The sequence below is a fragment of the Paenibacillus sp. FSL A5-0031 genome (genome assembly GCF_001956295.1).
GTDB lineage: Bacteria > Bacillota > Bacilli > Paenibacillales > Paenibacillaceae > Pristimantibacillus.
On record NZ_MRTD01000002.1, the window covers coordinates 95,855 to 117,384 of the forward strand.

Genomic DNA, 21,530 nt, shown 5'->3' on the forward strand with positions numbered 1-21,530 from the left:
AACCGATACGGGGTTTTGCTCGATATGTAAGTAATGATCAAAAAGGCTGCTACAGTGTAACCCATCCATATTTGATCGATTGGATAACAGCTTGCGTACGGTCATCAACTTCCATCTTTTGCAAAATGCTGCTCACATGGTTTTTAACCGTTTTTTCGCTAATGAATAAAAACTCTCCAATAAGCTTATTGCTCTTGCCCTCTGCCATAAGCCTTAACACCTCTGCCTCACGGCGTGTTAATGGGCTTTCATCGCCAGCAACGAACTTAACTCCCGGTTCCTGAGCAGCTGCAGCACCTGAGACAATTCCCATCTCATCCAAATACGTCATACGGCGAAGCTGGTTAATGAGCTTGCCTGTCACTTTAGGATGGATATAGGCATGACCTTGGACAACGGAACGAATGGCATTAATTAGCGATTCTGCCTCCATATCCTTCAGAAGGTAACCCGTAGCCCCTTTACGAAGGGTTTCGAATACATAGCTCTCATCGTCGTGGATAGATAAAATGATAACCTTAACATCAGGAAACATACTTTTTAATCGTTCCGTCGTCACGACACCGTTCTCTATAGGCATATTAATATCCATAAGGACAATCTCAGGTATGGTATGATTGCAAAACTCTAAAACTTGAATGCCGTCACCACATTCGCCGATAACTTCAAGATCGTCTTCCATATTTAGAATCCGCTTAAGTCCTTCACGAAACAGCTGGTGGTCATCCGCAAGTAAAATTTTGATTGTATTCACATTGCTTGCAGCTCTTTGGATCATCATCATCTTACTCCTTTCTAGATTCGGCAGTAGTAGGTATATCTATTATAATTTTCGTCCCTCTACCGGGATTTGAGTCTATATCCATCCTTCCCTCTATTAGCTCAATGCGTTCTCTCATCCCTACCAATCCAAAATGTGCGTTTCGAGTAGCATCCTGCTCGATTAAATCGCTGTTAAATCCAACGCCGTTGTCTTGAATTACGAGTGAAATATGCTGTGGCTGATAGTTAATCTCGAGCATTACATGTGAAGCGCTCGCATGTTTTAGTGCATTGGTAAAAGCTTCCTGAACTAAGCGGTATATCGCCGCTTCCATTGCAGAGGGCATCCGAGTTTCTTTACCTATAAGCTCGAATATGGTATGTATTTTTGTTTTCTCTTCAAAATCCTGAGTGAATTTTCGAAGAGTCGGCACAAGCCCCAAATCATCCAACGCCATCGGGCGCAAATTAAATATAATTTTGCGAATTTCCTCAAGGCCGGAGCGCACTTGTCCTTTTAAATCTACTAATTCTTCCTGCACCATCACAAATTCCTGCTTGATTAGCATACGTTCTGCAATTTCTGTTCGAAGAACGATATTTGCGAGTGATTGCGCGGGACCATCATGGATTTCTCGAGCGATCCGTTTACGCTCTTCCTCTTGCGCCAAAATAATTTTCAATCCCAGCAGCTGCCTGGTTTTGGCAGACTCAAGAATACGAGTAACCTGATTAAGATCACCCGATAAATATTCAAGTACGACATTTATTTGCGAAGCAATCGTTTCAGCACGCTCGATGGAATTCTCTACATTTCGAACACGTTTTTGCAAATCATCTCGACGTGCTTTCAAGTAGGATTCCTTCTCGCGGTACACCATCAAATCCAGCTGGATTTGTGTAGCCTTCTCATAGGCAGACTTAATGTCATCTTCCTTGTATCGCACGAAATCCCGGCTCACTTCTGTCAGCCTTATACGCGCACGGCGATAGTCTTGCTCCAGCTGGTCAACCTTGTCAATTGTCTTCACCGTTTCTTGAAGGACAATTTCAAGCTCCTGCTCGAGTGATTCTAGCTCCGTGCGCGCGGATTCACATATTTCATAAATCTGGTATTTGCTGTCTTCCATCACTTCGATTGCGTTTTTAATGACTCGATTTATATCGACTGTAAGGTGGTCCACTGTAGATCGGCAACCTTTCTATATTAAAGGTTAATCTACTCTATCATACCACAGATTGGATATATTTCGTCCATCGTTAATCGATGGTAATCTTTTTCGCTTTCCCGTCATACCCGACCTTTAGGCCTAGTTTCTCTGAAAATAAACGGACCGGAATGAGCGTCCGATTATTACGAACGATAGGCGTAATATCTGACGATTGCAGAGCGCCATTTAAAATAAGATCCTTTTTGCCGAGTGTCATTTCCATCAGCTTATTGCCGCGAAGAACGGTGACTTGACCCGTTTTCCCGTCAAATAACAGCTTCGCTCCCATGGCATCGGATACGAACCGGACAGGTACAAATGTCGTTCCATTCAAAACGATTGGTGCTGAATCAAGTGTAATCGCTTTTCCATTAACCGTCGCAGCAGATTTGCCTACAGTCATAACGACCTTAGTTTGTGAATCAACCGTTACGGAAGGCGGATATTGCAGCTTCATATTATCTAGTCCAATAGAACCTGTTGCAGAACGCTCATCCTGCCCTTCGGCGATCGTCACAACGTAAATTCTTTTTAGTTTAACAGGGAATTTCATCCCTACAGAGGATAAATTCATCTTCACATTCTTCCAGCCGCTCCAATCAAGCTGTTTTGCAAGATCGATAAGATGTGCTTTGCCATCCGCATCAATGAACTCTGCGCGCACCCAGTTCAAGCTGTTATCGCCATAAAGATCAACCGTCATGGAAGTAGGTGAACCCTCAATCGCACGACCGTTTGTATTAAATACTACATACGATGCTTTAGTTCCTGTGCCGTTTGTGAAATCATAATCCAGCTTTAATGCTTTCGAAGAAGCTTGTCCTTGGAAATCGGATACCAAGCTTACGCTTCCTGTTGTTGTCGCAGGCGTGACCTGTGATGTAATGGGGTAGGTCGATTTTTCGAAATCCTCAAAGGTGCTTACTGCTTCCCCTTGTGTGAATGGAATCATTGTCGGAAAACCATCATAACGAGCAATGGCATAACCTGTGCTTGTACCTGCGTTAACCGACTGCACAGTTAGGTTATCGCCGTTTCTCGATGCGGTAAATCCAACAAACTCCCACTTCACGGAGTCAGCGCTAAGCTTATATGAATTTCCGTTTTTCAGCTTTACAGTAAGCGGAACAGAAATCGTTGCTCCTTTTGCCAGCACACCTGCATTCGTATCAATGGAGAGCGATGCAATTTGCTCCTGTCCAATCACTTCAATTTCTTGTTTGGTAGAGATCGCTCCTGATTTCACAGTGAGATTCGTTTTACCCGCCTTTGTGGCAGTAAATTCATTGCCTTTGAACGTGCCAATGGCTTTCTCGGTACTCCATACGGCAGATGAATTGTCTACTTCAAACGGGTTATAGTACGTGTCATAGCCTTTTAATGAATACGACGATTTTTGACCGATAAACATAACATTAGCGCCGCTCACAGAAATGCCTTTCAACGAACCTGCTGGAGCAGTTGTGAATACGCCTATGCCGTTTGCAACACTTCTTTGGGTGGTGCCATATTGCGTAGGATGCGATAGCTTCAAATCATTTGTTCCCAGTGGACGCTCGATCATCGTTGTAGAACCGCCGCCATCCAGATTGACGCCTTTATATACGCCTAGCTGCAGCATAATTTGCTGAAGCTCCTTCAAGTTTACACCCGTATTCCCGCCGCTGCGCTCACTCGTGATGAGATATACTTTAGTGCCATCCTGTGAATAACCAACCGCTGAACGAGATGTATAGGAAGAGCCGCTTACTCCTGTAATATCGCGTGAGAATGGAGCTACTGCACCCGCATTGACTAACAATGTATGACCGCCAGCCATCATTTCAAAAGAGTTCGGATCAACCTTCGCTCCCGTCGTTTGCGAAACGAGCGCATAATCCGCATTGATCGCTTGCCCAACCTGTAAATGCTCCTTCACATAATTAGCAGCAAGGCCATGCGACCGGAGTATGTATCCATCAGCAGGCGCTTGGCCTGCAATTGCTTTATCAATTGAAATCTCCTCAATTACGCCATTGCGAACTAATACTTCGGTAGGCGTGGAACCTGAGTTTTTCGGGCGTTCTGTACCGCCCCAAGCACTTGTATAAATATACATCATATTGACATGGCTATAATTAGAGCCCGTTGTCTCCGGAATATAAGCAGATTGGTTAAGCCCTTCCAGCGGGAAGGTAGAGCCGTCTGCTGCCGTTACCTGGCCATTGAAGCTATAGTTGTCAATCATCGGTTTGCGGTCTTTAGAAACCGAGAATGCGTACATCCCCTTCAGCTTCGCAGGACTCGACATAAACATGCCGCTTGCGATTTGCCCGCCAAGCGGGGCGCCCTCATTGCCCATTACGAATACGTCTGCATTAATACCAGCTACGGCTCCGTTTTCTTTTGTCATATTAAGTATCGTATTTAATTGCCCTATGCTATTATTTTTTCCACTCATCGCATTTATAGATACGTAGGGATTTGTAAGATCGATTTCAATGACATGCACATCGGTTTGCACCTTGGAGCTGCCGCGTGTCGTTTGGAATACATAGTCAAGGCGCTTGGCGCCTGCTGTTATAAATGATTGCTGCGACAGCTTAAGCGTAGGGTCGGCAGCTGCCTCTGCTAATTGAATGACTGCCGTCTGCCAGCTGCTAGGCAAGATTGAAGCTAAAGGCTGTACTAGCAATGCTCCACCTAATACGACGATTATAACCCGTTTTCCTAAGCCTTCTGACTGCCGATCTATGATTTTTTGAAACTTACTCATTAGATTTACAACTCTCCCATCCATTAATCTATTAGTTATAGACTACAAGAGTAGTAGAAAAGTTACGCATGATAGAAGACTGCTATCGCTTTCTATAGGGTGATAGATATCAGCTATGTACATCGTGGAAATGAATGACATAAAAAGAGCAGCTCGCCGTTTGGGCGAGCTGCTCTGCTTTGGTTCAATTATTACGATGAAAGGAATTTCACCTTCTGCAGCAAACGAAGAAGCATGACCGTTCCTTCTGCACGAGTTGCATTGGTTTGCGGACTCAATGTTGTTGCTGTTTTACCGCTAATCACACCAATGTACACTGATTTCGCCATGTCTGTCTGCGCCCAAGCGCCAACCTTGCCTCGATCCGTATACTTCTTGAGATAAGTTGCGGCCGATTCTGGCAGCTGCACCGTTAGACCAGCCACCTTCGCCGCTCTAATCATCATAACGGCCATTTCCTGACGTGTAATCGGGTTGTTTGGCTTGAAGGTGCCGTCCGTATTGCCAGCGACGACTCCAGCCGCTGAGGCGGCTCCAATATACGCCCCCATCGCTGTGTTCACATTTACATCCTTGAACTTAGCTGCTGCACTCCTGTCGCTGCTGAGGCCAAGCCCTTTGGCGATATAGGTCGCAAATTCACCTCGTGTAATAGCCTTCTCTGGTTCAAACTTCGTTGCCGAGCGCCCTTCCACGATGAATTTGCGCGACATGATATGGATAGCAGAAGCTGCCCAATGCTTCGATAGATCGGAGAAGCTGGCTGAATTGCTAACAAGCGCATAAGCGCTGTTTCCTTTTCTTTTAAAAGTTGCTGTCGTCTTCCCGCCGCTTGTCGTAAGCTCGGTCGGAACATAGGAGAGCCCTCCTGTTGTTGGATCGAACCATACTACGGCAGTATTTTTAAAATCTGCATTTTGGTACGTCTGGATTGTTCTTGAAACATAACCGCTAAAATCATTGAATGGCTTTTGAATCGACCCACTCACAGCATTAATATCAAAATGATAAGGACCTGCAAGCAAGCTCGTATTTGAGCTATTAATTTTTGTACTGATACTACCAGTTAGCGTTGATAACCCTTGGTCAATGCGAATGATTAATTGACCAGTCGCGCTATTACCGTTTAGTAACGTATTGATTTTCATATAATCTGCAGCATTTAATTGCAGCTCATATGTGACATCTCCATATTGAACAGCAAATATCGAGTTCGAATTCAAGCGATACGCTGCGTCAAGCGCATTGATTGGAACAGCTACAATAGCAGCTCTCTCTGATGCCGGCACTTTAAAGGCTACACGCGGACTAGTTAAGCCAGCTGAGCGTGCTGTCTGAAAAGCTGTAAGGAGCTTATCGTTCGAAATGGTATATCGGTTGGCTTGAACACCAGCAGGTGATACGTCAAACATTGTCGTTGCTGCCGTTGTTTTCAAGCCGATGCCGCCGCCATCAGACGTTTCAAAGTCACCTGATAACCCATCAAGTATCGTCGTTTGGTTCGCAGCGTTTATGTTCGTAAAGCTATTGATCGTTGAACCGCTGTTTGTTCGAAGTCCTGACGCAGTTGAATAGTAAGTTACTGAAACCGTCTCTCCTATGGCAAAAGGAGAGGTTAACGTTAGTATAACGGACGATCCGCTAACATCTACCCTCGATATCGATTTAACAGAATTACTTGCGTTAACAGCAAACTGAACGGTAGACGGCACGTAGCTTGGATTTAATGATTCTGCAAAATTAATCGTAAGCGTAGAGCCTTTTGCAATGACGCCATAAATGTTGCCATTTTGCCCTCCGCTGCCTCCACCACCTGTGGTTACATTGTTAAACGAAGGTGCAGCATTGCCGGCAAGATCTGTTATTAACGTTACGGATGCCAAATATGAAACTGCCGTAATCTGGCTTCCTGTTACTGCTGATGAAAGGGTTAATAAAACCGTGCTTCCAGAAATTCGAACCTGAATAACAGAGCGTGCAATATTATCTACCAGTACATAAAATTGCCCTACTGTTGGGACGCTTTGTGGATTTAAACTTTTATTATAGCTCAGCGTAACGATATTACTGCTCACGCTAATGGACTGAAGATTAGGTGTACCTGTGTCTGGCGTACTATAGAGGCTGTAGTTATTAAATGCTGCCAAATAGTTACCTGCCGTATCACGAATGGGATACGTGCCCGGAGCATAGGTCACATAGACGTTCTGGTAATTTTGTATCGAGCCATTAATCGTTAACAAAATATTGCCGCCTGTGCTTGAGATCGAAGTTGTACTGTAATTCACTCCGCCCGCATTAACCGTAAATTGCAAATAGGCGTAGCTATTCACAGTCGCTAGATCCTTGTTAAAAGATAAAGTAATCGCTGTACCCGAAGCATTCCCGCTTACAATGGTTGGTGCTGAGACATCCTTAGCACCTGATACGTCCTGATTTGCAATACTAATCGCTTCATTTCCTGAAGTATCTTGAATTGGGCTAACTGCTGCTTTGGAATAAGAGAGCTTCACCACTTGTCCGGCCACAATAGGGCTCGATAACGTTAGAATAACTGTTTCTCCGCGAACTTGAACACCGACAACAGAACGAGGCGCTCCATTAACTGTCGCATAAAAGCTTCCTGTCGAAGGTACTGCGTGCACATTCAGATCTTCATTATAGGTCATCGTAATCGTTGATCCGCTCCACTCGAGCTTGCTTAATGTAGGAGCTGTCGTATCAGAACCAAATGATTGAAAAGTCCATTGATATTCATTTAATATTCCAGCAAAGCTATTGCCAGCCAAATCGGTTACTGCACTCGCATCAATCGTTACATAATAAGAAGTTTTTGCAGTAAATGGCTGTGTTGGCGCTATGACTAACACATTATTATTGTTGCCATCAACATAATAGTTTGCCGGGATCGGCTGCAGTGATTTGTCTCCAATAGGGTTAAATAGGATTGAACCCGTTGCCCCTTTTTTTATCGGTTCACTAAACGTCGCTGTAAAAGCTTGATTTAGCCCTACTGAAACCGCATTGTTAAGCGGGTTCAATAAAGAAAGAGTTGGTCTTACTGTGTCTTGAGATACCGTAAAAGACCAATATGTCGATGAGGATATTCCTGCAAAATGATTACCTGCTGCATCACGAATAGCGCGATTGCCAATCGTTATATAGTATTTCGTATTGTTGACGAAAGCTTTCTCAGACTCTCCGTTTATCGCTTTATTGGGGTCTATCGTTATCTGATAGGTACCGCCGCCAGTCACGCGTTCCGAAGTAATTGGAATAGTACGGAACAAAGATCCTGTTGCAGCTTCTCTTATTTCAATGACTCCGCTGCTTGGGAAGACCGGTTCATTAAAATTAATTTTGAGTACAGAATTTAAGCTGGTGATAGATCCATTCGCTACCGGCAGTAATTCTGTTGCAAGAGGCGGAGTGGTTTCATAGCCTGGGTCTGTACTAAAATTCCAAACGGATGCTCCAGCAATACCGTGATACCATTGAGATCCATTCGGATCTGTCTGGGTAAAGGCTCCAGCATCAATTAATACATAATAAGCTGTATTCGGTTCAAAGTTAGAGCTTGGCGTTATTTTCACTTGATTTTTGGTTACTGTAATTCTCGAAGAAAGAGCACTAAAACGCTCAAAAGTAGTATTATTGCTAATTCTGCGTATTTCAATATATTTGTCCGCACGTGCTTGTATAGCTTTATCAAAAGTGATAAACAGCTCTGAGTTTACTGGTACGGAAGTAGCATTATCTGCAGGAACAAATGGTGCAGCTACGTTGACCGGTGCTGCGTCCGTTGTAAAAACCCATGATGTGCCGTAATATAGGTTCCCCGCCGCATCTTGAAATGCAGTATCTGGAATTGTAACGGTGTATGTTGTATTAGGCTGCAGCGCTGCAGGAGGTTGAATGACGATTAGGTTCGTCCCGCTGCCTCTTACCGCGTTGGATGTAACAGCAATAGTACGGCTGTCCTCAACCGAGCTAATTTGTATGTTGCCACTTGCAACATAAACAGGCTCATTAAATGAAATCGTAATCGGTGTAGTCACCGCAATTGGAGCGACAGTTGGCGCCAAGCCCGTATGAGAAGGCCTGGTTACATCAACTTCAGCAACGGTACGAAAATTCCAGCTGCTGGCACTTTTTATACCGGCATAACCAACACCATTGGATTGGTTAACAAACGCACCGGCATCTACCAATATGTAATAATTCGTGTTTAAAGCAAAATTATTAGACGGATCTATTGTCACGACACGTTGCGATGAATCAATAGTAATACGATTAGACGATAGAGGTATACTCTCTACCAAGTTGCTTGTTGCATAGTCATAAATATTAATAGACGTTGAACTAGAGCCTTTGCTTACATTTTCATCAAAGGTCATCTTTAAATCAGCGGAGATCGATACGTTAATTAGATCGTCGGCTGGGCTCAAACTAAGTACGACGGGACCGGAAGCTGCTGCTGCCGCTTGCTGCGGAGCCGATGACCAGCCTGCTAGGCTTAATTGGAGCAACAGCATAACAGCGATAAACGAAGATAGCTTGCTCGTTCGATTCATTTCAATTCACTCCTCAAAAAATTACACTCGTACCTTATTTGTCGGTTACTAAGCATGAAAAATTTAGGTTAAACTACTTTTTTGTACCGAATGAATAACAAAAAAGCCGTCCATGAAGTAGTCATACTACTTTGTGGACAGCTTTTTTAGCCTATAAAGGCTCTTATATTGTATATCGAATCTTAAACTCCGCTTTGAACGCCAGCGTCTGCTTTAAGCTTCTCCGCTTTGTCAACGCGTTCCCAAGGAAGATCAACGTCTGTACGGCCGAAGTGACCGTATGCAGCTGTTTGTCTGTAAATTGGGCGACGTAGATCAAGCATTTTGATAATGCCAGCAGGACGAAGATCAAAGTTGCTAGTGATGATATCAACAAGTTTATCTTCACCAATTTTGCCTGTTCCATACGTATCTACGTTAATTGATACCGGTTGAGCAACACCAATTGCGTAAGCCAGTTGGATTTCGCATTTGTCTGCAAGTCCTGCAGCTACGATGTTCTTAGCTACATAACGGGCAGCATAAGCTGCTGAACGGTCAACTTTTGTAGGATCCTTGCCGGAGAATGCGCCGCCGCCATGACGAGCGTAGCCGCCATACGTGTCAACGATAATTTTACGGCCAGTTAGACCAGCATCACCTTGAGGTCCACCAATTACGAAGCGGCCAGTTGGGTTAATGAAGTATTTTGTATCAGCATCAAGCCATTCCACTGGAACAACCGGCTTAATAACATGCTCAAGAATATCTTGTTGGATTTGCTCAAGCGTGATTTCTTCCGCATGCTGTGTAGAAACGACAATAGTATCTACGCGAACGGGTTTACCGTCTGCATATTCAATTGTAACTTGCGTTTTACCATCTGGACGAAGGTAAGCAAGCGTCTCGTTTTTACGTACTTCCGACAAGCGGCGAGCGATACGGTGAGATAGCGCAATTGGAAGCGGCATAAGCTCAGGTGTTTCGTTTGTAGCAAAACCAAACATTAGACCTTGGTCGCCTGCACCGATATCTTCGTTTTCTTGCTTCATATCTTTGCCATCACGAGTTTCAAGCGCAGCGTTAACGCCTTGCGCAATGTCAGCGGACTGCTCATTGAGCGAAGTCAATACTGCGCATGTGCTGGAGTCAAAGCCGTATTTGGCACGAGTATAACCGATTTCTTTAATCGTACGGCGTGCAATTGAAGAAATATCAATAAAATCAGCACGGCTGCTAATTTCACCAATAACAAGTACAAGACCTGTTGCTACAGAAACCTCACAAGCTACACGCGCGTATGGATCTGCTTCTAGAAATGCATCTAAGACAGCATCGGATATTTGATCACAAATCTTATCCGGATGGCCTTCAGTAACTGATTCTGATGTAAACAAATGGCGTCCTTTAACCGACATCCGTATCAACCTCCTACAACCTTAATATTAATAAGTGCGGACATTCTACACAAAAAATGAACCTTTTCCCGTAGGAAAAGGTTGTTTTACAACTCTTCTAAAACAGTATGATACCGAAAATGTCGCTTTGTGTCAATGGACGCCGGAATTTCCAATAATTATTGATAACCGCCAAGCACTGATTCTGCTTGAGCTATCAGCCTTTTGGTGATCTCTCCGCCCACTGAACCAGCTTGCCTCGTCGATAAGGCTGACCAGTGTACGCTGTGGCCTCCGGAACCAGAGGATGCCCCTAGTTCGCCAGCAAATTCAGTGTCCGCTCCTTCGCTTGCATAGCCGCCTGAGGTTAAACCAAATTCTGCAGCAATTTCATATTTCAGTTGATTTAATGCTGCTTTACTTGTCGGTACTACTACTTTATTCGAACGACTCATAAATGACACCTCCAAAGAATGTAGGAACACAATTGTATTGTGCATCCTTTCATCTTCTTTGAAGCGTATAATCTATTGTCATTTCGGGTAAAATGTTGAACATCCATCCATATTATTGCAAGCTGTATTTCCCTTTAACCAATACCGTCAAACCATTCTTTTGATTAGGATCTGGCAATATGCCGCGGCCCTCACGTGGGAAAAGCAATAAATGGTTGGTTGGAACAGCTTTCCCTTTAGTTAAATCCGTACCGCCAGTTAGATCAGCTATACCGCTTGCGTCAGAGCTATAGGCAATTGCCTTGCCTACACGTACAATGACCTCTGTGCCTTGGCCAGCCATTAGCGTCTTGCCAGCTGGCACTGTGACAACTTCCAGCGCGGTGTCCGCGACAGGCGTCGTCGTACCGCCTCCAGGAGTGCCACCGCCTAACTTGGCGAGTTGTTCATCCACATAGCTTTTGGTGACAACAGGATCTTCTACAGAGCCCGGAGTCAGCGCATTTGATTCCGCTTCAAGCGGTGATGCAAAGTTTACGCCGACCCACACGCCTGCTCCTACTAAAACAACTGCAACTAAACCGCGTATTACCTTTTTCTTCACTTTTGGAAGTCTCCTCTCTATCTCTCATCTCCTATAAAGATACTAGATTTAAGTAGGAGAAACCAGTTTTTTTATAAGTTTAGTGCTTTCCGTCTAGCCAGTTAATTGATGATGAGAATGAAATAGGCATTGTAGCTAATTTCTTTCTATTGCCGTTAAAAGTCTCATAGATATTTAATTGATAATTTTCCCAAAGCAATGTGTCTCCCATTTCTTTATCAGGATCACTGTAATTCGCTCCAACTTTCCACTTCACGCTTTTTTCAGCTTTTCCTTCAAGATCTATCACTTGTGAAATAAGAACCTGTTTTGTTTCCTCATGTTCAATTTCAAATACCAATTGTGATTGTGTGTATCCATCAAAATTAACATCCTTTTGAACATTACCTCCAACCTTGATATCCATTCTCGTACCGTTCATCCATACATTAAAGAAATTCATATCTACGGTATATGGTCCAACCTTCAACCCCGTAAAGCTGCTGCTAGCTGACTTTTCTTCTGGCAAAGTAAATTGCGCCGCTCGCAAGAATCCCTTTGCGGTTGCAGTTCCTTGCAATAAACCATTATCGTCAAATGCTTCACCCATTAAAAGCTGAATACCTGAGCGATCTACATTTTGCGGTAATTCTGTCCATACGATGAGCTGATCTTTACTTTCTGATTTAATCGTGTTCGTTGCTTTCGTGAATTTGGCTTCATAAAGATTTCCATCTGTAGTTTTAAAGTACCCTGCCAGTAATGGAAGTGATCCAATTCTTTTTTGTTTATTTGTCAACTCAACGAATACAGCGAACATATCCGCTTTGTCTCCACTATATGTTTTAACATCAGTAACAAGAGCATTATACGGAGCCCCATTATTTTGCTGAACAAATACAGAACCTAAATCTACTTGCTTAACGGGTACGATCGTTGATTTTGTAAGCTCTCCAATTTCCGTAACTGTTTCTCCCGTTTTTTGTGATAGTTTCAGTTTAAACTTCTTCCATGAATAGTTGTACGGAATCGATCCAACATAACTAATCGTTGTAGATGCGCCTGGGGCTAATCCAATGTCGCCGACTTTCTTAATCGCTTTGCCATTTAGCTTAATATTGTCATCAACAAGGAGCAAACCTGATAATTCAGGTAATGGTAAATACACAGATCCATTGTTTCTCACAATTAAATCAGCAATGATATTGTCATCATTATTCCAAGGAAATCTCTGTACGGCATTTAATTCCACTTCATATGTACCATCATCATTCGTAAATGTTGTTTTGGTTGAAGTAGACGTTGTTGTAGTTACTTTGAATGGAATATCAAACACGACAACCGGTATTTCAACTTTATTTGTTTCAACGCCAACATTATTAGTAACTATAAGCTTCCAGCCAGTTGTCGCAACAGACAAAGGGATGGATCCTGTTAGCTGAACCGCATTAAGCACGGATGGTTCTAATGTCAGTGTTTCATCTGTTTTATTTCTTAAAGCCAGCTTATATAAGCCTTTAGGCGTTTGGGCATAATAGTTATATTGCGGTAATGGTACACCGAATTTCCCTGTATTTCGTGCTACATAAGTCAAATTTACATTATAGTTTTTTGCAGACTTTGTTATATTAATTTGATCAATGCGCAAGTTGACTAAAGAGTTATTAACTAGCACACCTTGATAGCCACCTGCTTTAACAAAGTTAGAGTATCCTTTTGGAAAAGTATACTGCCCAATCGTTTTTTCATATCCAGAAACGCTAAAATCAAATTTTATAATATTTACAACGAGTTGATCCAATGTAACTTTTGATCCAACTTCACTATAATAAGTTAAAGTTGTTGTTGTTTTTGGTAAAGCCTTCTTTTTTTTGTCGGCTTCAAGTAAGGTCAACGTATATTTTGTTCCTCCCGTTGTCTTTAATCGGGCCCAATAATCGACCAAGTTAATTGCGCTGCTGTCGCCATTATAAATGGTAAAAGTAAAGCTAGCAGTTGCTCCGGTTGCACTTGGAATTAAATTCGCGTCTGTTAATTGAATATAGGATGACTTTGTAATACTTACCTTCTTAAAAACATTGGAAGCCGTTGCTGCCTCAACTGGCTTTGATACAGGTACTGCGCTTACCAGTACCACTAATGCAAGAAAGAACGATAGTATCATAGACATTCTTTTAAAACTCTTCTGCATTTTCATTTCACTCCGTATCTTTTGGTATACATATCTAGACGCAAACATTTACCAATAAGTTTCGCTTAAATATAAATTCCTTCATATTCTCCTTTCGTAAGTAAAATGAATATACCTAATTAAAATATAACCTTTTAATATGAACGATGTATGAACAAAAAAAAGGCTGAGAGACGAGCTCTCAGCCTTCTTTCATCATGCGAACATGATTACTATTTTCTTTTAATTACGATTACAGCAGCTTCATTGAAATCTCCGTCATATTTGCTACCAGTAGTAGCAACAGTCACGCTAGAAGCTGTTGATGTCGAGCTGCCAATTGTACCCTTTTGATCCTTAACATCTGTGTAGGTACCTGTGTAGATAGTACCATCTGTAGATATTACGTATACAACAGTGTTAGGAGTAAGGATGTAGTTACCATTGTCGCTTCCAAATGTGTTGTCATTTTGGTTGTTAGCAATAGTAATTGTTTCAAGTGCAGTTCCTACAACAGTTGCAGTGTCATATAGTTTGCTTGTGTTTTCAAGATCAACCAATTTAACGATTTTGTTTTTAAGAGCGCCATTAATGTTATTGTCATTCAGGTTATTGAACGCTGCGCCAATTACTTCAGTTGTAACATTTTGATTATTTACGTTCAATGTTACAGTGTACGTAGAAGTAGTAGCAGAAGATTGTTTGTCAGCTGATACGAACAAGCCGTAGATTGCTGGACCTGCTTCTGCATTTGCATCTGTATCAGTTTTCAAAATGATGTAGTTAGCAGTTGCACCGCTAGCATTTACATAAACTTTATCAGCTCTTGTAACTTGTGCAAGTGTGCCAACAACCAATTTACGATCAGCAAGATCAGTTGCACCAAGCTTAGTAGCATCGATTACAACAGTGTTTGCATTGATGATGTATTTTGTTGGATTCGCAGCACTAGGAGTATCAAGTACGATTTCAGTAGCAGACACTTTAGATACATTGTAACCAGCATCTTTTACATTTGTTTTAGCAGTAACGTCAGTAAGCTTGGAATCATTGAATACCAACTCAACCAATTGATCCTGAACTGCTTGGAATTTTGCAAGAAGAGCAAAATCAGTGTACTTCACTTCGTTTTTGTTAGCTTTCACGTCGAAGTAAGTTACTTTTGTTTTTTGGATAAATTCTTCATTCTCAAGTTGTTGAGCTGGTTTAGCTTCAAGAACCACTACGAATGGTTTGTTAACCGCTGCTTCTGGAGCAGTCGCTTTAACGATTTTGCCATCTGCATTAAGTAGAAGAGTAAACTCTTTACCAACGTTTGTAGCGATCAATGTAGCAATATCACCATTTACAGCATTAGCTGTTTTTTCATACACTTTACCAGCAACAGTGTATTTAGCAGTACCATTTGAAGAACCTACAAATTCAAGTTTGCCTGTAGCCGTGTTGCGAACTACAACAACTTTGATAGCAACGTTACCGGATTTGGAAACAACGCTGATTACATCGTCTTTTTTCAGGTCAGTAACTTTAGCTACTTTACCGTCAATAGTTACAGATGTGGAATCATTGATGAATGCGCTAGTTTGGTTCGTGTTAACACGAGCATCACGGTAAGCAGTTTTCTCTTCAACCGAAGTTACAAGAGCATCTTTGATTGACCATTTTTCAGCAGTTGCAACACGAACTTGATCGTTAACCAAGTATAATGTTACAGTGTCGCCTGTGCTTGCAGTTGAAAGTGCTGTTTCTTGACCGTTTACGAAGTAAACTGTGCTAGCAACAGTAGCTTTCGTTTTAACATCTGAACCTACTTTGATTTTTACGGAACCAGCAACTTGGTCAGCTTCCAAAGTACCAGTCAAAGTAGCAGCAGTGTCTTGTGCATCAGTGATTGCAACAATTTTACCGTCTTTGTTTTTAACAACTGTTACGTTGTGACCAAGCAAATCAACTAGTGATTTACCGCCAGTAACGATAAAGTTAGAAGCTGTAGCGATAGTATCAGTTTTCAACTCGTCGTTGCCTGCAGTGTTTTTCTGAGTCCAGCGAAGTTTAACTTTGCCGTCAACAACAGAAGCTGCAAGAAGCTCAGCTGAAGATGTGTTACCAAGTTTCGAAATCAATGCGCTGTTCGAAAGTACTTCGTTACCATCAACATTGTACGAAACTAGTTTAGCGTTAAGAGTGTTAGAAGTCATTTGTGCTACAACGCCACGAACTGCTTTAGCGCCAACGTTAAGATCAACGTTGTTGAACAAGCCAATGTCTTCTGCTTTCAAAAGGTAGTTATAAGGCCATACGCCTGATAGTTTTTTCTCTTGGTAACCAAGGGAACGAACCAATACGGCAACAACTTCTTCAAACTTAACTGCATCACTTGGACGGAAGTTCTTAGTACCAGCGTCACCCAAGATGAAACCTTTAGTTGCAGCTGCGTTGATGTAGCCTGTGTACCAAACGTTCGCTTTAACATCTTTGAACGTAGGTTTAACATTTTGCATCAATTTAGCTGCACCTTCGTTACCGGAACCGATAACGATTACTTTCGCAAGTTCAGCGCGAGTAATTGTGTTGTCTGGTTTGAATGTACCATCTTCATAACCTGCAATGATTCCTAGTGCAGTTAGTTCTTCAACTGCTGATTGTACCGGTTTGCCAACAACATCAGATGGTGTTGCAGCAAAAGCTGGAACGGAAATTGGTAGTACTAGCGCTGTAGCTAGCACAAATGCTGCTATTTTTTTCTTCATAACCTTTATTTCTCCTCCTCTAAATACGTGCGGTTGTTGAGAGTTTTGTTTAAATAGTGAATTGCTCTTTTCCCTCATAGCCGATTCACCCCCTTTCCAGAGTTGAGCACAGATTTGATATAAATGATGTCTACAATCATGATAAACCCATTTGTAAAATCATGTCGTAGAAACTTGTAAAAAATGCGAGAACATTGCTAGAGTCACGGCACCACTTTAACATTATACAATGGGCAGGTCGTACCGTAAAGAGGAAGTTGAGAATTCATTCCAATTTGTTTCCAGCATGAGTAGGTCTCGCGCATCAAATCATGTGTTTGTTACAACGTCATGTATTTAAACGCACGTGACAATGAAAAGTTGCGATGTTCTTAAAAAAACTTTAAAAGTTTTTTCTTTTTTCGTTTTTTCTTAATTATGTACATCTAACTGTAATCTACTCCCTGCTTTGTTAGTATAGCTTGTTTTCATAGAGCTCGTCGATGCTAAACATTTTCCATGGATAAACTTTCTCTCTCGAGGCAAATGCTTTAATGCCGTAAAAAAACTGGCCGCAGAAAAAATCCTGCGACCAGATTTTTCTAACTTATACTTTTAACCGATCTTAGGAAGCTTACCTAAATCCGCCAAAATTCGAGCTACGATAATCGCAGCATCAGAGCGCAACAAATTCGAACGCGGTTCAAACACTGAACCACCTTTTGGATTGCTTGGATCTACAGGAGATCCGAGAATATATTTTTTCTTTGCAATAGCAAGCACAGAACTTTTCGCATAGAAATTGACGTTGCCAGCATCTTTAAATGTTTTCTCAAGATCTTTATCGATCTTCGAGGAATCAGTAGCTAGTTTCATGTCCAGTGCTCTTGCAATAATAACAGATGCCTCTTCCCTAGTCAGAGCAGCGCTCGGCTGGAACGTACGTGGACCCGTGCCTCGTATGATACCTTCTCTCGCTGCTGTCTCTACATATCTATAATCCCATAATGCATCTGGATTAACGATAGCCGGTACATCATCAAAATGCGGCTTGCTAAGCTCATAGTTTAGCGGAATATCTAGCGCCTTAACCATCATTCTTGCAAATTCACCGCGAGAAATATAAATATTGGAACCAAAATCATCAAACCCAGCTGCATTCATAATTCCTTTGGCATAAATCGCTTCAAGGAAGTTTCTAGCATACGGATGTGACGTCATATCTGTATAGGAATAAACCATTTTACCAACTACATAATAACCAAATTTATTGAACGGAACCGTAATTGTGTTTTTCTTCACATCTACTTTACCGCCAATATTTTCCCAATACTTTGCTTTAACATCATATCGATAAACGGTGATAATCGTTCCAATGCTGTCCTTCATGTTCGGATCGAAGCCAAGCGTCAAGGTTCCCGTCTTAGAAGTTACCAACTCGCGATTGTCAGGGCGATCATCATAAGTAGGAATCTTTGTTCCTCCAGCGCCCTTAGCGTTCGGGAATTGATAAGGGTCTACACCCATTTTCAAAGGATCGTATGCACCCGTAGCAGGATCATCTGCCAAACCTGCATCAATCCAATAAACCGGACTAGCTTTTGTGAAGCGAGTAGGATATGAAAGCCTAAACCTTGTCCCGAAGCTCTCCAAAATAATATTGAAGTTAGGTGGCGGTGGTTCAATCTCACGGCGGTCAACTACGCCATCCTCGGAGTTTGCAATGGCAAACAATAAATTATGACCAGTGAATACTTGGTTTTTCAAATTTGCAGGCACGTTAAAATCGGTTCTGACTAGCGTTGTCCCTTTTTCAAACTTCAAATTAAGCGCGCCATCAAAAATCTTATGGCTGCTTGCCATCGCTTGAAGATATTGAGCTCCAGGGATGTTCGTCGGTGCATAAGTGACTTCTATGCTGCTTTGCACTTTATCGTTCGCACTTGAAATAATGAAATCTATTTTATTTTTACCTACTTTAAGGTTGTTAACGAATACCCGGTAGGAATTTTTATAAAACACTTCAGGAGTTGCAGGGTTATTATCGGAATCAAAATCAATTTTCTCAGCATTCTGTTTATTGATGATGATAGATTGCGCCCCGGGCGCATCAATAATGACCTCAATATAGTTTTGGTTCACAATGCTTTTTTCTGGCAAAAACGGACGAAGCACCTTGTAAGGAAGCGAAGTTGGATCCACTTCTAGGCGGTATGAAGCTTTAGGTCCTGTTTCACCATTATTGAACACCGTAAAGGTATACACGCTTGAGCTTCCATCGGGGTTTAATTGTTGTCCCAGCAAAATGAAAGAAAATGTTTTAGTCAAAATATCGTAGCGTACAGCAAGATTGCCCTCATCGGTTGCCCCGTTATTTACAGACCCGAGGACCGTAGTCCCTCGCATAATATACAGCTTTTTGCTTAAATCCCAAGTGATCGGACTTTTCAGATTAGCTCCCTCGATCTTGAGGATATATTTACTCGGATGTGTCAAACCATTGTCTGGATTCTTCATATCTCCGATCTTGATACCGATATTGTTGACAATATCCGCATCAGAAGTACCAGATGCATTAAAGTCGATAAAGTCAAATGTTCCATACACGTTCATGAATGCTTCGTTCGTTGTATAGACGCTGCCGCGGCTCACGAAGTTAGGATCATTCGGAACAGGCTCGCTATATTGCGCGCCATAAGGATAGATCTTTGTTCCCTCAACCGGTATCACAGGGATATTCGTCGGGATCAAGTATAACTTTATTTTTTTCTCATAGGAATTTTTGCTGCCCTGGAACACGAATTTAATTTCATTCTCGCCGCTGAATAAAGAATCAAAAGCCTTGGTGCGTTCAGCAGTCGTATTATTAATCGTAAAGCTTGTTACACCACTATCTCCCTGTGTAAGTTTAATCGGCGTATTATTTATATAAAAGAATACTGTCTGTGCACCAGAACCGTTAAAATCGTAACGAATTTCAGAGGTATTATTGATATTGTTAAGAATACCTTTGAAATCGCTCAATGTACCCCTAATTGCATCAGAAATACGATCGGCCTTAAGCTTATTAGTATCGTCGTAAACTGTCATGTTATCAAATACGCTCGTATAGCTTACATAAGGACCAAACAGCATCGTAAACTTAACCTGCTTAGTAACTCCGCCAACGTCCAGCGTAACCGTCTGCGTACCTTCGAAAGGAAGCTTTTTAAAAATTATGATCTCACGTTTGTACACCTTGCCGTTAACATTTACGAACTTATTAACGAGGCTGGATGAAACATTTTCAATATTACTAGCGCTAGTTAAATCAAAGCCTGTTGCAGATGTACCAGAAACATTTTTAATATCCTTTACAGATACCAAATTTCCTGTTTCGGTCAATTTAGCATTACCAACAAGAACCTCCATAGCAAATGGCACGGTGTAAAGATTAACGCCTTCAAGCGGAGTTCCTGTCAGAGCTTCTCCATTACCGGTGCGATAGCCGCTTAGGTAGTTAATGTTCTCAATAAATTTCTTACCAGCATCCTTCAACGAGAAACCCATATAACCTGTGCCCTCATCTGCCGGCTGACCCTGTGCGTCTTTTTTGGCATTTTTCGCCGTGATTTGGATATTGTAATCCTTATCAAAAACTAACGGATGATTCGCACCGATAGCCGTTGCAAACTCATAAATAAAAAACGCTTCGTTTCCAGTGTACGTACCGACTGGTGTTGCTACTGGCGAAGGAGCAGTAGGCTGCGAAAAGCTGATGCCATTAGCCGTAATGGTGTACTTAATCGGAATAGGTAGCTTGGGATTCGGATGCGGCTCAAGAATCCCATCCACTGGAACGGAATCATCCTTCAAATAGTTAGGAACGATGATTTTACCGGTTATCGTCGTAGATGTCGTATCCGATACTAATAGATTGGGATTGTATTCGAGCGGCTCTGACGTAGCTACTGAGTTAGCCGTACCGTTCAAGTTTACATCATAGAAGGTGACTTCTCCATTATAAAAGGCTACCTCACGAGTTGTTTCCACCGTTTGGTTGGCATTTTTCACTTTAATCGTAACAAGGTTTTTACCCTTTTGAAGAGTGATCGGTGATGCTGCAAATTGATAATTATTGGAACTGTTTACGGAATAAGTTTTACTACTCCCGTTAACGTCCATCGTCACTTGCTGCGCGTTAGGAGCAAAACCCGTAATACTGATATCCGCAGATTGGCGACCTGCTGATGTTGCAGAGTGAACAACCGTAGTGCCTGCTTCTTCAATATTAAATTTATTGCCGTCAAGCTGTGCAACCAAATCATAAAATACCGGCCCGTTGTGATATTCGATGTAAATCGAATTGGTCACTTCACCGCCGCCTTGAACTCCTCTGAAAGTAATGCGGTTCAAACCGGGGAACAGCTCAACGTTATATACCTGAATTGAATAGCCATTGATATAAATATTACTCGTAATATTCTCGCGCTTAGAGCCAATTTGATCATCAGAAGGATCATCATTGCCTTTGTTATTAATAATTTGAGTAACGCTATACGAAACAGACGAAGGGTCCACTCCCGTAATCGATCCGTTTAACGTTAATCGAGGATCCGTCGTTACCCTAGCTTCTGTAGATAAATCCTTCTCGGTCGGAAAGCTGAAGCTTCCTGTTGCAGCTGTTACCGTTTGTGAAGCTCCGAACGGCGGCAACAATGTAATCAACAGTGCCAGCGTTAGCGCTAATGATAGTAATCTTTTCAAAACAATGTTCCTCCTTTATGTATATGACGAGCATGGGTATTTGAATGATAAATGGCCTGACGACTATGCGGCTTACCTTTGAATAAACCTTCCTCCCTTTTCCTCTTTAGTCAGCTCTGATGCAATTGCAGTTAGGCGCTCTGACCGCAGAAAAGTTCTGTACAGTTGT

Annotated in this window: 10 protein-coding genes; all 10 read right to left on the reverse strand. The window is 42.1% G+C overall.

Annotated features, from left to right (window positions below; genetic code table 11):
- Positions 1 to 49 precede the first annotated feature (49 nt).
- Complete coding sequence (locus tag BK120_RS03965; protein ID WP_076266609.1) at positions 50 to 778, reverse strand: response regulator; 729 nt, start codon at positions 776 to 778, stop codon at positions 50 to 52.
- Between the two features lie 7 nt (positions 779 to 785).
- Positions 786 to 1,946 carry a sensor histidine kinase gene (locus BK120_RS03970; RefSeq protein WP_076266205.1) on the reverse strand — a complete coding sequence of 387 codons (1,161 nt, stop codon included), beginning with the start codon at positions 1,944 to 1,946 and terminating at the stop codon, positions 786 to 788.
- A gap of 76 nt (positions 1,947 to 2,022) precedes the next feature.
- Entirely contained in the window at positions 2,023 to 4,728 is a 2,706-nt protein-coding gene (locus tag BK120_RS03975) for a stalk domain-containing protein (RefSeq protein WP_083681606.1), read from the reverse strand.
- A gap of 191 nt (positions 4,729 to 4,919) precedes the next feature.
- Positions 4,920 to 9,302, reverse strand: a complete 4,383-nt coding sequence (locus BK120_RS03980) for an Ig-like domain-containing protein (RefSeq protein ID WP_076266207.1) — start codon at positions 9,300 to 9,302, stop codon at positions 4,920 to 4,922.
- A 182-nt stretch (positions 9,303 to 9,484) separates the two neighbouring features.
- Positions 9,485 to 10,699 (reverse strand): methionine adenosyltransferase, encoded by a 1,215-nt coding sequence (gene metK, locus BK120_RS03985; protein ID WP_076266208.1) that lies wholly within the window; start codon positions 10,697 to 10,699, stop codon positions 9,485 to 9,487.
- 158 nt (positions 10,700 to 10,857) lie between these two features.
- Positions 10,858 to 11,133, reverse strand: coding sequence for an alpha/beta-type small acid-soluble spore protein (locus tag BK120_RS03990; protein ID WP_076266209.1), 276 nt, complete (start codon positions 11,131 to 11,133; stop codon positions 10,858 to 10,860).
- A 112-nt stretch (positions 11,134 to 11,245) separates the two neighbouring features.
- Positions 11,246 to 11,737, reverse strand: coding sequence for a hypothetical protein (locus BK120_RS03995; protein WP_076266210.1), 492 nt, complete (start codon positions 11,735 to 11,737; stop codon positions 11,246 to 11,248).
- A gap of 79 nt (positions 11,738 to 11,816) precedes the next feature.
- Positions 11,817 to 13,886, reverse strand: a complete 2,070-nt coding sequence (locus BK120_RS04000; protein WP_076266211.1) for a hypothetical protein — start codon at positions 13,884 to 13,886, stop codon at positions 11,817 to 11,819.
- A 233-nt stretch (positions 13,887 to 14,119) separates the two neighbouring features.
- The gene (locus BK120_RS04005; RefSeq protein WP_083681608.1) at positions 14,120 to 16,714 is read right to left on the reverse strand and encodes an S-layer homology domain-containing protein; all 2,595 of its coding nucleotides are present in this window, start codon (positions 16,712 to 16,714) and stop codon (positions 14,120 to 14,122) included.
- Positions 16,715 to 17,230: 516 nt separating this feature from the next.
- Positions 17,231 to 21,361: an S-layer homology domain-containing protein gene (locus BK120_RS04010; protein ID WP_076266213.1), complete on the reverse strand. Its 4,131-nt coding sequence runs from the start codon at positions 21,359 to 21,361 to the stop codon at positions 17,231 to 17,233.
- Between the last annotated feature and the right edge of the window lie 169 nt (positions 21,362 to 21,530).